The 14,704-nt window shown below is 57.5% G+C and carries 14 protein-coding genes and 1 tRNA gene; 11 read left to right on the top strand and 4 right to left on the bottom strand.

The features are described 5' to 3' along the window. The 6 genes from dnaA to gyrB all read left to right on the top strand — a co-directional run bounded on the left by dnaA (position 1) and on the right by gyrB (position 7,346). Positions 1 to 1,365 carry a chromosomal replication initiator protein DnaA gene (gene dnaA, locus K3556_RS00005; RefSeq protein ID WP_260517691.1) on the top strand — a complete coding sequence of 455 codons (1,365 nt, stop codon included), beginning with the start codon at positions 1 to 3 and terminating at the stop codon, positions 1,363 to 1,365. Positions 1,366 to 1,502: 137 nt separating this feature from the next. Then, complete coding sequence (gene dnaN, locus K3556_RS00010) at positions 1,503 to 2,621, top strand: DNA polymerase III subunit beta (protein ID WP_260517692.1); 1,119 nt, start codon at positions 1,503 to 1,505, stop codon at positions 2,619 to 2,621. A gap of 70 nt (positions 2,622 to 2,691) precedes the next feature. Continuing rightward, positions 2,692 to 3,798, top strand: coding sequence for a DNA replication/repair protein RecF (recF, locus tag K3556_RS00015; protein WP_260517693.1), 1,107 nt, complete (start codon positions 2,692 to 2,694; stop codon positions 3,796 to 3,798). Continuing rightward, the gene (locus K3556_RS00020) at positions 3,795 to 4,211 is read left to right on the top strand and encodes a VOC family protein (protein ID WP_260517694.1); all 417 of its coding nucleotides are present in this window, start codon (positions 3,795 to 3,797) and stop codon (positions 4,209 to 4,211) included. Before recF ends, K3556_RS00020 begins: the two co-directional genes overlap by 4 nt. After that, on the top strand, positions 4,208 to 4,828 hold the full coding sequence (locus K3556_RS00025) for a LysE family translocator (RefSeq protein ID WP_260517695.1): 621 nt from the start codon (positions 4,208 to 4,210) through the stop codon (positions 4,826 to 4,828). The genes K3556_RS00020 and K3556_RS00025 overlap by 4 nt, the downstream gene beginning before the upstream one ends. 100 nt (positions 4,829 to 4,928) lie before the next feature. Further along, positions 4,929 to 7,346, top strand: a complete 2,418-nt coding sequence (gyrB, locus tag K3556_RS00030) for a DNA topoisomerase (ATP-hydrolyzing) subunit B (RefSeq protein WP_260517696.1) — start codon at positions 4,929 to 4,931, stop codon at positions 7,344 to 7,346. Positions 7,347 to 7,413: 67 nt separating this feature from the next. Here gyrB and K3556_RS00035 read toward each other — a convergent pair. The 4 genes from K3556_RS00035 to K3556_RS00050 all read right to left on the bottom strand — a co-directional run bounded on the left by K3556_RS00035 (position 7,414) and on the right by K3556_RS00050 (position 11,240). Continuing rightward, positions 7,414 to 7,489: transfer RNA gene (locus K3556_RS00035), tRNA-Thr, on the bottom strand. A gap of 196 nt (positions 7,490 to 7,685) precedes the next feature. Further along, positions 7,686 to 9,188, bottom strand: coding sequence for a heme biosynthesis protein HemY (locus tag K3556_RS00040; RefSeq protein WP_260517697.1), 1,503 nt, complete (start codon positions 9,186 to 9,188; stop codon positions 7,686 to 7,688). A gap of 10 nt (positions 9,189 to 9,198) precedes the next feature. Then, positions 9,199 to 10,461 carry a COG4223 family protein gene (locus K3556_RS00045; protein WP_260517698.1) on the bottom strand — a complete coding sequence of 421 codons (1,263 nt, stop codon included), beginning with the start codon at positions 10,459 to 10,461 and terminating at the stop codon, positions 9,199 to 9,201. Positions 10,462 to 10,547: 86 nt separating this feature from the next. Next, positions 10,548 to 11,240, bottom strand: coding sequence for a uroporphyrinogen-III synthase (locus K3556_RS00050; protein ID WP_260517699.1), 693 nt, complete (start codon positions 11,238 to 11,240; stop codon positions 10,548 to 10,550). 92 nt (positions 11,241 to 11,332) lie between these two features. On the opposite strand from K3556_RS00050, the gene tsaD reads away from it, so the two are divergent. Genes tsaD through K3556_RS00075 form a run of 5 tightly spaced genes read left to right on the top strand, consistent with a single transcriptional unit; the run spans position 11,333 to position 14,501 of the window. Further along, positions 11,333 to 12,430 carry a tRNA (adenosine(37)-N6)-threonylcarbamoyltransferase complex transferase subunit TsaD gene (gene tsaD, locus K3556_RS00055; protein ID WP_260517700.1) on the top strand — a complete coding sequence of 366 codons (1,098 nt, stop codon included), beginning with the start codon at positions 11,333 to 11,335 and terminating at the stop codon, positions 12,428 to 12,430. After that, positions 12,427 to 13,374, top strand: coding sequence for an NAD(P)H-dependent glycerol-3-phosphate dehydrogenase (locus K3556_RS00060; RefSeq protein ID WP_260517701.1), 948 nt, complete (start codon positions 12,427 to 12,429; stop codon positions 13,372 to 13,374). Before tsaD ends, K3556_RS00060 begins: the two co-directional genes overlap by 4 nt. A 1-nt stretch (position 13,375) precedes the next feature. Beyond that, complete coding sequence (locus tag K3556_RS00065) at positions 13,376 to 13,648, top strand: YciI family protein (RefSeq protein WP_260517702.1); 273 nt, start codon at positions 13,376 to 13,378, stop codon at positions 13,646 to 13,648. Continuing rightward, a complete protein-coding gene (locus tag K3556_RS00070) occupies positions 13,648 to 14,067 on the top strand; it encodes an EVE domain-containing protein (RefSeq protein ID WP_260517703.1) in 420 nt (139 codons plus the stop codon). Before K3556_RS00065 ends, K3556_RS00070 begins: the two co-directional genes overlap by 1 nt. A 47-nt stretch (positions 14,068 to 14,114) precedes the next feature. Then, positions 14,115 to 14,501 (top strand): DUF1761 domain-containing protein, encoded by a 387-nt coding sequence (locus K3556_RS00075; protein ID WP_260517704.1) that lies wholly within the window; start codon positions 14,115 to 14,117, stop codon positions 14,499 to 14,501. The last annotated feature ends 203 nt before the right edge of the window (positions 14,502 to 14,704 follow it).

Raw genomic sequence — 14,704 nt, forward strand, 5'->3', positions numbered from 1 at the left:
ATGACGAACGAAGAATGGGGACTTGTTCGAAACAAGCTGCATAAGGCTGTAGGGCAGAATAACTATACCAACTGGATCGAGCCGCTGGAATTTGCCGACTTGAAGAACGGCGTGGCAACGTTTCTGGTGCCGACCAATTTCATGGGAAATTGGGTTGACCGGAATTTTGGCGACAAGATCATGCGCCAGATGCTGGGCGAAGGCTTGAAGGTCTCTCGGCTTGAATTCTCGGCCCCCTCAAAGGCCGCAAACACGCAACCCACCAAGGTTTCTGCCGATACGTCAGTTGCTCCAGCAACCGCTGGCAAACCCAGCCAGGAAGAACTGCCCGGCGCCCCCCTGTATGACCGTTTCACATTCGACAATTTCGTCGTGGGCAAACCCAACGAGCTGGCGCATGCTGCCGCGCGCCGCGTGGGCGAAGGCGGCCCAGTGACCTTCAATCCGCTTTTCCTGTATGGCGGTGTGGGTTTGGGCAAAACCCATCTGATGCACGCGATCGCGCATGAAATGACCACGCGCAACCCTGATCTGCGCGTCGTTTACCTGTCCGCTGAGCAGTTTATGTACCGCTTTGTGCAGGCGATCCGCGAAAAACAGATGATGGATTTCAAACAGCTGTTTCGATCAGTCGACGTGCTGATGGTGGACGATGTTCAGTTCATCGCCGGCAAAGATTCGACGCAGGAAGAGTTCTTCCACACCTTTAACGCGCTGGTAGATCAGAACAAACAGATCATCATCTCGGGTGATCGGGCGCCGGGTGAAATCAAGGGCATGGAAGAGCGCATCAAAAGCCGCCTGCAATGCGGCCTTGTGGTCGACCTTCACCCAACAGATTATGAACTGCGCCTTGGCGTTCTTCAGAACAAGGTCAATTTGTATCGCGAGCAGTATAACGGACTGGTCATTGCCGACGGAGTGCTGGAATTCGTGGCACATCGGATCTCGACCAATGTGCGGGTGCTTGAAGGGGCTTTGATGCGGTTGTTCGCTTTTGCCTCACTTGTCGGTCGTGAAATCACGCTGGAGCTGGCCCAAGATTGCCTTGGTGACATCCTTCGCGCCTCCGATCGCAAGGTTACCGTCGAAGAGATTCAGCGCAAAGTCAGTGAGCATTACAACATCCGCTTGTCAGACCTAATTGGCCCGAAACGGGTGCGCACCATTGCCCGTCCGCGTCAGGTGGCTATGTATCTGGCAAAGCACATGACCTCGCGGTCGCTTCCCGAAATCGGGCGTCGTTTTGGCGGTCGCGACCACACCACCGTGATGCACGGGGTCAAGCGGATTGACGAGTTGAAGGGGGTCGACGACCAGATCGCCGAAGACCTGGAGCTTCTGCGTCGTGCACTTGAAGCCTGAATAGGCTTGGATTTGGCGGGTTTTAGGGTCCTAAAGCCTTGACCCGCCCGCGAAAGAATCGGACATTCCAAATAACAAATTGAGCCGGGCGGTGAACGTGATATGTTCGCCGCCCCGGTATCTGTCAGGAGTGGGACATGAAGATCAGTATCGAACGCGGCGCGCTTCTTAAGGCCGTGGCACAGGCGCAGTCAGTTGTTGAACGCCGGAACACCATTCCCATATTGGCAAATGTGCTGATCGAAGCCGAAGGCAACAGCGTATCGTTCCGCGCGACTGATCTGGATATCGAGGTTGTCGACAAGGCTGACGCCGTGGTCGAACGCGCGGGCGCGACAACTGTGTCCGCCGTGACTTTGCACGAGATTGTGCGCAAACTGCCTGACGGCGCGCTTGTTCAGCTGACCGATGATGGCGCAACCGGGCGGATATCAGTGGAAGCCGGCCGGTCGAACTTCTCGTTGGCGACCTTGCCCAAAGAAGACTTCCCGGTCATGGCCTCGTCCGAATACGCTGCCAACTTCTCTGCTCCCGCGCCGGTTCTGCGCCGCCTGTTCGACAAATCGAAATTTGCGATCTCTACAGAAGAGACGCGCTATTACCTGAACGGTGTCTACTTGCATGTCTCGGACGCCGATGGTGGCAAAGTGCTGCGCTGCGTGGCCACCGATGGACACCGTCTGGCGCGGATCGACGCAGACTTGCCTGCTGGCGCTGAAGAGATGCCCGGCGTGATCGTGCCCCGCAAAACCGTCGGCGAGATGCGTAAACTGTTGGACGACGATGACGCGGTCATTGCCGTGTCGATTTCTGAAACCAAGATCCGCTTTGCAACACCGGCGATTACGCTGACGTCGAAAGTCATCGATGGCACCTTTCCGGATTACACCCGCGTTATTCCCACTGGAAACACTCGCAAGCTTGAAGTTGACGCGACCGAGTTTGCGCAGGCTGTTGACCGTGTGGCGACCGTCTCCAGCGAAAGATCGCGCGCGGTTAAACTGCAATTGGATGAGGATCGCCTGATCCTGTCGGTAAATGCCCCGGATGCGGGCGCGGCCGAAGAAGAGCTGGCCGTCGCTTATGGTGACGAGCGTCTGGAAATTGGCTTCAATGCCAAGTACCTGCTTGAGATTGCAAGCCAGGTGGATCGTGAGAACGCTGTGTTCATGTTCAACTCGTCCGGCGACCCGACCCTGATGCGCGAGGGCAATGACACCAGCGCGGTCTATGTCGTCATGCCGATGCGTGTGTGATCTGGGCTTCGCAAACAGCTTGTGCCTCCGGCGTTGGATTTTTCAGTAAGAAAATAAGACTGGCTGGGTGATGCTGGCCCTACGCGAACTGACGCTCAGCCATTTCCGAAGCCACCGCGTTGCTCGGTTGTCCCTTGATGGACGGCCTGTGGCGATCCACGGGCGCAACGGCGCTGGCAAAACCAATATACTTGAAGCCGTTTCAATGCTGTCGCCCGGTCGCGGGCTGCGGCGCGCCACAGTTGACGAGATGATACGGCGTCCCGAAGGCGTCGGGTGGAAGGTCACCGCAACCTTACAAAGCCTGCACCAACTGCACGAAGTGGAAACCTGGGTCGAAGCGGGCGGTTCCCGGCAGCTGCGCATCGACGGCAAAACGGCACCCCAGGTTGCGCTGGGGCGCATCGCTCGTATTGTCTGGCTTGTCCCGGTGATGGATCGGTTGTGGGTCGAAGGCGCCGACGGTCGCAGACGTTTTCTGGACCGCATGACTATGAGCTTCGAGCCAAACCATGCCGACGCTGTTCTGACCTATGAAAAGGCGATGCGCGAACGAAACCGCCTGTTGAAAGATGGCCAGCGGGACGCACATTGGTATGCAGCACTTGAGCATCAGATGGCGGTTGCAGCGACCGAGATCATCGCCAATCGAAAGGCCGCCCTGCACCAACTGATCGCAGCGCAGGCCGAAGCGGAAACGGCCTTTCCAACGGCTGAATTGTCTCTAATCCAGCCCGACGATACCGATCTTCCCGAATCCGAGACCGATCTGGCACAGGCATTTACCGAAAATCGCCCGCGCGACCTTATGGCCGGGCGCACGCTGATTGGCCCGCACCGGACGGATCTGGGCGCCATCTATTCCAACAAGGGAATCGCCGCGCGGGATTGTTCGACGGGTGAGCAAAAGGCCTTGCTGGTGTCGTTGATCCTTGCCAACAGTCGCGCATTGGCGCGGGATTTTGGCGCACCGCCCATCCTGCTGCTCGACGAAGTGGCGGCGCATCTGGATGCTGGCCGCCGTGCCGCGCTTTACGACGAGGTCTGCGCCATAGGCGCTCAAGCCTTTATGACGGGCACTGGCCCTGAATTGTTTGCTGAGCTAGGCGACCGCGCCAGCCATATAGAAGTCAGCGAAGCCGATGGAAGCTCGCACATTGAAGAGGTGACAACATGACGACCAACCGCGTGACATTGATTACCCTCGGCGTGAAAGACATCGCCCGCGCCCGCGCTTTTTATGAGGCAATTGGATGGGTTCCCTCTGATGCGCAGGACCAAGTGGTCTTCTACGACATGAACGGGATGAAGTTCGGGCTTTACGCGCTTGAGGGGTTGGCAAAAGACACAAACCACACGGTGGAAGACCTGAAAACCGGCGCGATGACACTTGCGCAATGTTTCCCGACCGAAGCCGATGTGGACCAAGCCTTTGATGAGGCACTTGCCGCAGGCGCTAGCGAAGTCGCGCGTCCAGAGAAGGTCTTTTGGGGTGGATATTCCGGCTATTTCGCCGATCCCGACGGCCATCTGTGGGAATACGCGATGAACCCGTTTTGGGAACTGGATGAAGACGGCCACCTGAAATGACCATCACGCTGACCGAGCTCGGCTTCTACATTGTCGGGCTTTACATCCTGTTTCTGACCCCCGGACCGGTCTGGGTGGCACTGGTCGCACGTGTCATGGCCGGTGGTTTCGCACAGGCTTGGCCGCTGGCTATGGGGGTCGCGATCGGAGACATCTTCTGGTCGGTTCTGGCGGCGCTTGGCATGGGCTGGGTGGCATCCAGCTTCGGGAATGCGATGCTGATCCTAAAAATCGTCGCAGCCCTGTTCTTCATCTGGCTGGGCGTCACGATCATCCGCTCGGCCGATCACAAGATCACCAAAGACCGAAAGCTAACGCGCCCCGGCATATGGGCAGGTTTCGTCGCGGGGCTGATCGTGATCATCGCCAACCCCAAGGCGATCCTGTTTTACATGGGCGTCCTGCCGGGCTTCTTTGACCTTTCACGCCTGACCACGCCGGACATTGTGGCCATCGGCACGGCGTCTTTCATCGTGCCGCTGACCGGCAACCTTGGCATGGCGTTTTTCATCGACCGCGCCCGCAAATTGCTGTCATCGCCGACCGGCCTGCGACGGATGAATATGGCGGCAGGCAGCATGCTGATTCTGGTCGGAATCGTCATTCCGTTTACGTGAGCGGAAAAGCGGTCTGTTTGACACTAAATCTTGTGTCGGCTAGGTGACAACACCCGCGAAAATCACTATATTTTCCGGAACAAATAACAGGAAGTCCTTCATGGCTGATGACGCGCAGACCGGTGCCGAATATGGCGCCGAATCCATTAAAGTTCTCAAAGGCTTAGAGGCGGTCCGCAAGCGTCCAGGCATGTATATCGGTGACACTGATGACGGTTCTGGCCTGCACCACATGGTGTACGAAGTCGTGGACAACGGCATAGACGAGGCGCTGGCCGGTCATGCCGACGCCGTGAACGTCACAATTCACGCCGATAACTCGGTGTCTGTATCCGATAACGGCCGGGGTATTCCAACCGATATCCACCAAGAAGAAGGCGTGTCCGCCGCCGAAGTCATCATGACCCAGCTTCACGCGGGCGGTAAGTTTGACTCGAACTCCTATAAGGTGTCTGGCGGCTTGCACGGCGTGGGTGTGTCGGTGGTGAATGCGCTGTCCGATTGGCTTGAGCTTCGTATCTGGCGTGGCGGGAAAGAGCACGTCGCAAGGTTCGAGCGCGGCGAGACAGTCGAGCACCTGAAGGTTGTGGGTGATTGCGGTGATCGGACGGGAACCGAAGTGCGGTTTCTGGCCTCGACCGACACGTTTTCGAACCTCGAATACCAGTTCAAGACACTGGAGAACCGACTGCGCGAGCTGAGCTTCCTGAACTCGGGCGTGCGGATCATCATCGAAGATGAGCGGCCTGCCGAAAAACTTCATACCGAACTGCATTATGATGGCGGCGTGAAAGAGTTCGTGAAGTACCTTGACCGGTCCAAGACATCCTTGATGGAAGAACCTATTTTCGTTACCGGCGAAAAAGACGGCATCGGGGTTGAGGTCGCGATGTGGTGGAATGATGGCTACCATGAGAATGTGCTGCCCTTCACCAACAACATCCCGCAACGCGACGGTGGTGCGCATTTGGCGGGCTTCCGTGGGGCGCTGACACGCACGCTGAACCTCTATGCCAACTCAAGCGGGCTGGCGAAGAAAGAGAAGATCAATTTTACCGGTGACGACGCGCGCGAGGGGCTGACTTGTGTCTTGTCCGTCAAAGTGCCGGATCCCAAATTCTCATCCCAGACCAAGGACAAGCTTGTCAGTTCCGAAGTCCGCCCGGCTGTCGAAGGGTTGATGAACGAAAAGCTGCAAGAATGGTTTGATGAGAACCCACAGATCGCCCGCATGATCGTTGGCAAAATCATCGAGGCGGCCCTGGCACGCGAAGCTGCCCGCAAGGCGCGCGAGATGACGCGCAAGAAGTCCTCGCTAGATATCGCATCCTTGCCGGGGAAACTGGCCGATTGTCAGGAACGCGACCCCGCCAAGCGCGAACTTTTCATGGTCGAGGGTGACTCGGCCGGTGGATCGGCAAAACAGGGTCGATCCCGCCACAATCAGGCCGTTTTGCCCCTGCGCGGCAAGATCCTGAACGTAGAGCGCGCGCGGTTTGATCGGATGCTGTCCAGTCAGGAAATCGGCACCATCATCACCGCATTGGGCACCGGCATTGGGCGTGATGAATTCGACATTTCGAAGCTGCGCTATCACAAGATCATCATCATGACCGATGCGGACGTCGATGGTGCACATATCCGGACTTTGTTGCTGACCTTCTTCTTCCGGCAAATGCCTGAATTGATTGAAGGCGGCTACCTCTATATTGCGCAGCCGCCGCTTTACAAGGTCGCCCGCGGTAAATCCGAGGTCTATGTAAAAGACCAGATTGGGCTTGAAGATTACCTGATTGATCAGGGCATCGAAGGAACCGTTCTGCGCCTCGCCAACGGCGAGGAAATCGCTGGCGCGGACCTGAGCCGCGTGGTCGAGGCCGCCCGGAACTTCCGTCGCATCCTCGACGCCTTCCCAACGCATTACCCGCGCAACATCCTAGAACAGGCCGCCCTTGCAGGGGCCTTTGATCCCGGCCGGGTGGATGCCGACCTGCAAGCCGTCGCCGAAAGCGTCGCAGCGCGTCTGGACAAAGTGGCCGTGGAATATGAGCGCGGTTGGCAAGGTCGGATTACGCAGGACCACGGTATTCGTCTGGCGCGTATCCTGCGGGGTGTCGAAGAAATCCGCACCCTTGACGGTGCCGTCCTTCGTTCAGGCGAAGCACGCCGCCTGTCATCGGTTTCAAAAGATACGCGCGACGTATATCGCGAAAGCTCAAATCTTGTTCGCAAAGACCGCGAAGTTATGGTGCAGGGGCCAATTGACTTGCTGCAAGCGATCCTTTCCGAAGGCGAGAAGGGCCTGACCCTGCAACGCTATAAAGGACTGGGCGAAATGAACCCCGGCCAACTGTGGGAAACCACTTTGGACCCAGAGGCTCGGACATTGTTGCAGGTGAAGGTGGATGATCTGGCGGATGCTGACGACTTATTCACCAAGCTGATGGGCGACGTTGTTGAACCCCGCCGTGAATTCATCCAGCAAAACGCATTGTCGGTCGAAAATTTGGATTTCTGAAGCTTCGTAGGTTGGAACAAACAATCGCGTTCCATGCAATCTGTCGTTGTTGATCGGATGTTTTTAGTGGTGCCGCTGAAGGGACTCGAACCCCCGACCCCATCATTACGAATGACGTGCTCTACCATCTGAGCTACAGCGGCCCAATTTAGCTGCCGCGCCAAAACAACGCGGCAGCGATCGGGGTTTTAGACGCGGGTTAGGCGCAGTGCAAGCGAATTTCACGCCGGTTGTTTAGGCAAAATGCACATTCACCGGCAGGCAACTGATTGCCTCCGTCCACATGCGATTGCATGAAAACGAAGGCCTGCAGAAAGTCACTTATTGCAGCGGGACGGCTTACGGTTTTTGCGGGTCGTCATCCTGCGCGGCGTCGCGGTCAGCCTCAATGATCTCGGCGTCAGGTACGTCATCCGCAGACTCGATATCCGGGTCTGAAATCTCGACGACTTCTTCCGCACTGTTCGCTTCGCCGACGATCATCGGCAGCATCTCAGCCCCGCCTTGCATGGCATTGTCTGTTTCTGGTGCCGACTTCCATGCCAATGTGTCAAACCCTTTGCACCCGTCGCAGACAGGGGCCCAGGCCGCATGAACGTGATTGCAGTTCTCGCACACCCATTGCGGGCCACGCGGCGCTGTGACGGCGCGGGCCAACAACGCGCGCACGGTTTGATCATCCGCCCCTTCCCCGCGTTCGATCGCGGCCAACAGAGTCAGGGCGCGTTGACTTGGCAGAACGTCGGGCAGGTCGCCCAGCGCTTTGCGGGCTTCGGAGTAATCTTCGGCCGCGATGTTCAACTCGGTCAGCAGCATTCGAGTTTCGGGGTCGCCATCGCGATGTTTTGTCAAAGCCCGGAACCGTTTCAAACGTTCGATCGCGGATTCTTCAGGAGCAATTTCGGCGAAAGCTGCGGCAATATCCGGATGCGGCTGCGCGCTCCACGCCTTTACCAAAACGCGGGTGGCATAGCGCGCTTTTCCGTTCTCAATATAAGTCCGGGCAGCCATAACGGCAGCAGGCACCAGATCTGGCGACAGCCGGTTCGCTTCGATGGCGGCTTCCCGCGCCTTGATGTCGTTGCCCTCGTGCAAAACGCCTTTGGCTTCTGACAGCGCCAGCACGGCGTCCCGCCGTCTGTGCACATCGCGCGGTAACGCACCATATTTCAGCTTCGCGCCCAGCGTCTTGCGCGCGCCAGACCAATCGTTGTGGCGGGCCTGCAAGCCAAGCAACACATCCTGGGTTTCGGTATGCCGCGGCTTCAGGGCAAAGGCCTTTTGCGCCAGCTTCATCGCGGTTTCGGTGTCACCTTCAGCCAACTTGTGTTTCATGATGCCCCGGACGCCAACAAACTGGGTCCGCTCGTCTTTTAACAACCGCTTATAGACCTCGTCAGCTTTGCGTTTATCGCCCGACATCTCGGCCGCTTGGGCGGTCAGCAGGTTGGTCAATTCTGGGCGGCGCAGGTACTTCTCGGCCCGGCTTGCCTTGGACATGGCGGTGCTACCTTCGCCTGATGCCAGCGCGATCATACCTTCGGCTAAAGCCTCGTATCCTTTGCGCTCGCGGGACCGGTCAAAATAGCGTGAAATCGCCGTCTCATCGCCGTTCACAAAGCGCACAAAGGCTATGATCAAGCCAAGCAGAATGATCGCAAGCCAGATCGCAACCACCAAAAGCACACCGGCAATAACAGCTTGCAGTGGCTCCAAGTTGAATTCCATCGATCCGACAGCAATGCGAATTCCGCCATCAGTCTCAAGCAAATAGCCCGCACCAAGCGTCAGCAACGCGATGGCAGTCACGAAAAGAATAATCTTAAAAAGAGACCAGAGCATCGGCGCGTCCTTAGTTGCTGTTTACTTGCTGGGCCAGGGCTTGACCGGCCACCAGCGCGTCATTGCGGGCCGTAGCCTGCGCGATCCATGCTTCAAGCGCAGGTTTGCCAGCATCCGGCATGGCCTCAAGCTCGGTCAGGGCCGCATCAATCCGCCCGTCCTTCAGGGCGGCTTCCGCCCGAGACAGGATTGCGTCTGGATCAGAACCTTCCTTTGGCTCAAGCGATCTGGCGCCCAATTGGGTGCGGAAGAAGGCCGAGACACGATCCATTTGTCCATCCTCAACAGCGGCACGGATCGACGCATCCAGCGCATCACGGGCGGCAGCGGGAAAGCCTGCTTGCAGCGCGGCCAGCGTTACGATGCCTTTTTCAGAATGGTCCGCCAACGCCGCTGGTGCTTCTAAACCTGCGTTTTTGGTCAGATCGAACAAGGCATCGCCAAAGGGTTGGCCGCTTTCAAGCGCAGCCAGTACACGTGACATCGCCGCGCGCGCGGCCGCTGCTTTGGCGGTTTCCGCCGCGTTGACCTCAAGGGTTTGCGCGACATCTTGGGCGCTGCTGATTCTTTCCAGTTCTGCGTCAAGCATCTGGCGCATCTGTTGCAGCTCGCGCTCATATGCGCTGGCGGCCGCGGCTGCGGCCTCCATTCCTGACCCTTCGGGCAATTTCTCAACCGTGTGAACGCGGTTTTCCAGATCTAGCAGTTTCGACGACAGCGCTTCGAATTGCGTGCGCACCTGATCAAGTTCGCCGCCCATCTCGCCACGCAAGCGATCCAGCTCTGTATCGCCCTGCAACTCGGCCAAAGTGGCTGATTGCGACGCTGCCGAACTTTCCAGACCGGATAGGCGATTGCCCATATCGGTCAGCTTTGCTTCGACCGGGTCAACAGCAGGCTGATTTGCAAACGGCCATTGATCCGGATACCGCGCCGCGCCAAAGCCCAGCGCTGCTGCGACAGCACCGCCAAGCAACAGCGGCATAAAGGTTGATCCACCTTGCGATGCTGGGCGTTCCTGTGCCATCGCGCTTTCGGTAGGGTCTGATGTCAGCTTCGTTTCCTCAACGCTGCCTTCGGCATCATCAGCTTCAGAACCGGCATCTGCTGCTTCAATGTCCTGCTGATCGTCTTCTGGTGGAGTCTGGTCAGACTCCTCTGGTGTGGGCTCATCTTCAGCTTTTTTTGAGCCTGCAGTCTCGGGTTCGTCAATGACAACGGCATCCTCTACCGTTTCCGGCTTGTCCTTAGCTGGTTTGCGGGATCTGGCCAATTTCGGAACCTCTCGAATCTCTTAATGAAAAAACGACACGTCGATAGTTTCAGCTTAGCTTGAGACCCATCCGTTCTCAAGCAAGGTCAGTGGCGAAGGGCTGCGACAATCCTGCCCACCATCGCGTCGCCTGTGGGTTGATTGATGACGTCGCATGATCCCCCCGTCACATCCTGCCACGCATCCGCCACAGCATCGCTTATTGCAATGACTTGGAGTCGCTGGCCCGGCTGCACAATAGCCCGCCCAATCAAACGCGCAGAACGGGGCGAGAAAAGGGGAAGGATGGTCGAACCCTCCCCTTCAAGCGCTGTGCTGGCAGCTTCGGTCAGCGGCAGTTCTTCCTGTCGATAGGTATGGATGGCGCTACTTTCGATCGACAACGCACGCAACGCCGCCGGAATATCAGTCGCAACATGGGATCCGCGCAGATACACGGTCCTGCCGGGGTTCGGTTGCGACCGAATCCATGTGATCAAAGCAGCCGCATCAAGCGCACAATGGCGCACCTCGCCGCCTGCTTTCGCCGCAGCCTCAGCCGTGCGCTCGCCGACACAGAAAACTGGTTTGCCTTCCAGTGATCCTTGGATGGCATGAACAGACGTCGCAATCACAACATCAAAGGCGGAAAGGTCGGGCCAGCCGGTCGTCGGAACGATCCGCAGGACAGGCGAAAGCACGGCGCAAACCTTGTCGCCCAAACGTGCCTCGACCTGCGCCAGAAACTGCGCCGAACTTTCGTCGGGGCGGGTAAGAACCAGCGTCTTTTGGGTGGACATAGGAAGCCTGCCGGGATTGTCTCGAACTAACTGTGGTGTTACCCCGACCGAACCCCTGACCGCAAACCAATCCTGCGTGGATGCCAATCGCGATGACCAACACTGTAACCCTTCTTGGGCTGGAAAGCTCTTGCGATGATACCGCTGCGGCGGTGGTGCGTCATACGCCAGGGTCGGCACCAGAAATCCTGTCTTCGGTTGTTGCAGGGCAAACTGCGCTTCATGCTGATTTCGGCGGCGTCGTCCCCGAGATTGCAGCCCGTGCCCATACAGAGAAACTGGATATTTGCGTGGAAGAGGCTCTATTGCAGGCCGATATGCGCCTATCAGATCTGGATGGAATTGCAGTCACAGCAGGACCCGGCCTGATCGGTGGCGTCGTGGCAGGGGTTATGTGCGCAAAGGGTCTGGCGGCGGGATCAGGGCTGCCGTTGATCGGTGTGAACCATCTGGCGGGCCACGCCCTAACCCCGCGACTGACGGATCAAGTGCGGTTTCCTTATCTGATCCTGCTGGTCTCTGGCGGTCATTGTCAGTTTCTGATCGCAAAAGGGCCAGATAGCTTTACCCGCCTTGGCGGCACCATCGATGATGCCCCTGGCGAGGCTTTTGACAAGACCGCCAAGCTTCTGGGTTTGCCCCAACCCGGCGGGCCAGCGGTCGAGCAAGAAGCGAGAGCGGGCGACCCCAAGCGGTTCAGGTTTCCGCGCCCCCTGCTGGATCGACCCGGATGCGACATGAGCTTTTCCGGGTTGAAAACTGCTCTGCTGCGCCAACGCGATAGCTTGGTTGCAGAACATGGCGGCTTGCACCGCGCCGATCGTACGGATCTGTGCGCTGGCTTTCAGGCTGCCATCGCCGATGTTCTGGCAGAGAAATCTCGGCGGGCGTTGTTGGAATATATTCACCTCTCGCCGCAAGCCCCGACACTTGCGGTGGCTGGCGGTGTCGCAGCAAATATGACTATTCGGCACGCGTTAGAGACTATTTGTGAAGAAGAAGGCGCTATGTTCCTTGCGCCGCCCCTTGCCCTTTGCACAGACAACGCGGCGATGATTGCCTGGGCCGGGATCGAACGTTTCCGAGCAGGCGGTCGGGACGATATGTCGTTGCAAGCACGGCCGCGCTGGCCACTGGACCAGAAAGCGCCTGCTATGCTTGGATCAGGCAAGAAAGGAGCAAAGGCATGAGTGTATCAGTTTTGGGCGCAGGCGCGTTTGGCACGGCCCTTGCGATATCCTTGTCGCGCACGGGGCAGCCCGTGACCCTCTGGGCGCGCGATCTAGCGGATATGCCGGCGGCGCGTGAGAACAAACGGCGCCTTCCTGGTTTTTCATTTCCAGATCGTCTGATGGTAACGGACAATCTTGGCAAGGCGACGCAGGCTGACATCTTGTTGTTGGCGACGCCAATGCAGAGTTTAGCTGGATTTGTGACTGACCATGCGTCTGAATTGGACGGAAAAACACTGGTGGCGTGCTGCAAGGGCATAGATTTGAAATCCGGCCTTGGACCCGCCGAGATCATCCGTCGCGCCTGCCCTTCGGCCACCACTGCCATTTTGTCGGGGCCAAGTTTTGCAGTGGATATCGCTGCTGGGCTTCCAACAGCGCTGACGCTGGCAGTTGAAGATGGCCACGCCCTACAGGCCGCGTTGTCTACGCAAAATATCCGCCTGTACCGCAGCGCGGATCTTGTTGGTGTCGAAATCGGTGGCGCTTTGAAAAACGTCGTAGCGATTGCCTGCGGTATTACCATCGGTGCAGGGCTCGGCGAAAGCGCGCATGCTGCGCTGATGACCCGCGGCTTTGCCGAGATGCAGCGCTTTGCTTTGTCTCAAGGTGCTCAACCCGATACGCTGTCTGGCCTGTCCGGCTTCGGCGATCTGGCGCTGACCTGCTCGTCCGAAAAGTCCCGAAATTTTGCCTTTGGGTTGGCCCTTGGTCGCGGCGACCTGCCACCAAAAGGCACCACCGTTGAAGGCAAGTCCACCGCCAAAGCCGTCTCTAACCTAGCCAAGAAGATCGGTTTGGATATGCCGATCGCGGACATGGTTGTGGCCGTATTGGATAATCACCTGACAATCAACGAGGCGGTCGCCATGCTGCTCGCCCGCCCCCTGAAGGAGGAATAAAATGCTCGTAGCCCTCATCTGCACCGACAAGCCCGGCGCAATTGAAACCCGAAAAGCCAACCGCGATGCACATCTGGCATATATCAAAGAAACCGGCGTGGTCGCCCAAGCTGGCCCGTTTCTGGATGCTGATGGTATGATGTGCGGATCGCTGCTGATCCTTGATGTTGCGAACATGGACGCAGCACAGGCATGGGCAAACGGCGATCCCTATGCAAAGGCTGGCCTGTTCGCGGATGTCCGCATCGAACAATGGAATAGGGTGGTCGGCTGATGGCGTTCTGGCTTTTCAAATCCGAAGTATCGACATGGAGCTGGGACCAGCAAGTCGCCAAGGGTGACACGGGCGAAGAGTGGGACGGCGTGCGCAATTATCAGGCGCGCAATCACATGCGAGATATGAAGGTGGGCGACCTTGGCTTCTTTTATCATTCGCAGAAGGAAAAAGAGATTGTTGGTATCGTCGAGGTGATTGCCGAAAGTCATCCAGACAGCACCACTGATGATGAGCGATGGGATTGCGTAGACATCAAAGCTGTGCGGCCCCTGAAAAACGCCGTCACCTTGGCGATGTGCAAAGAGGACGAACGCTTGGCAGACATGGTTCTAGTCAATAATACACGTCTGTCCGTGCAGCCTGTTACGAAAGAAGAATGGGACATCGTCTTGTCACTTTCCGGCGACGCCGACTAAGTTCTGTGGCATAAATTCCTAACCCTAACGCGTACAGGAGAGAAACTATGTTACAGGTTTTGGTCGCAGCAATTGCGGGCTACGCATTTGGTGCCGTCTGGTACATGGCCCTTGCGAAACCGTGGGTCAAAGCCACCGGGATCGCCGTGGATGAGGACGGTCGACCCACAGATAAGTCGCCCTTGCCTTTCATCGTCGCGTTTATCAGCGCCGTTGTTGTCGCTGGGATGATGCGCCACATCTTTGTCATGGCCGGGATAGACAGCGTCGGGAAAGGTCTGACCACTGGCCTTGGGCTTGGCCTATTTGTCGCTGCCCCGTGGATTGTGAACAATGTGATGTTTGGTGATCGCGATAAAAGCCTGATCTGGATTGACGGTGGCTATGCAGCAGGCGGATGCGCAGTAATCGGGCTAGTCCTCGCCCTGTTTTAACGATCTAAAAAACGAGAAAGGAGGGGCTGACGTCTCGGCCCCTCCTTTCCACCCCACGTGCTCCCCAGCACCACAAGCGACTTTGAAATTCGGGTCCGGCCATCCTAGCCTTCAATAGAAACCTAGCGGCAGCGATCGCACTTCGCAAGCATTCTTCCGTTACAAAGATAATAAAAATCAATATGTTAACTGGTCATTAAAAA

It is taken from the genome of Aliiroseovarius sp. M344 (assembly GCF_025140835.1).
In the GTDB taxonomy this organism is placed as follows: domain Bacteria; phylum Pseudomonadota; class Alphaproteobacteria; order Rhodobacterales; family Rhodobacteraceae; genus Aliiroseovarius.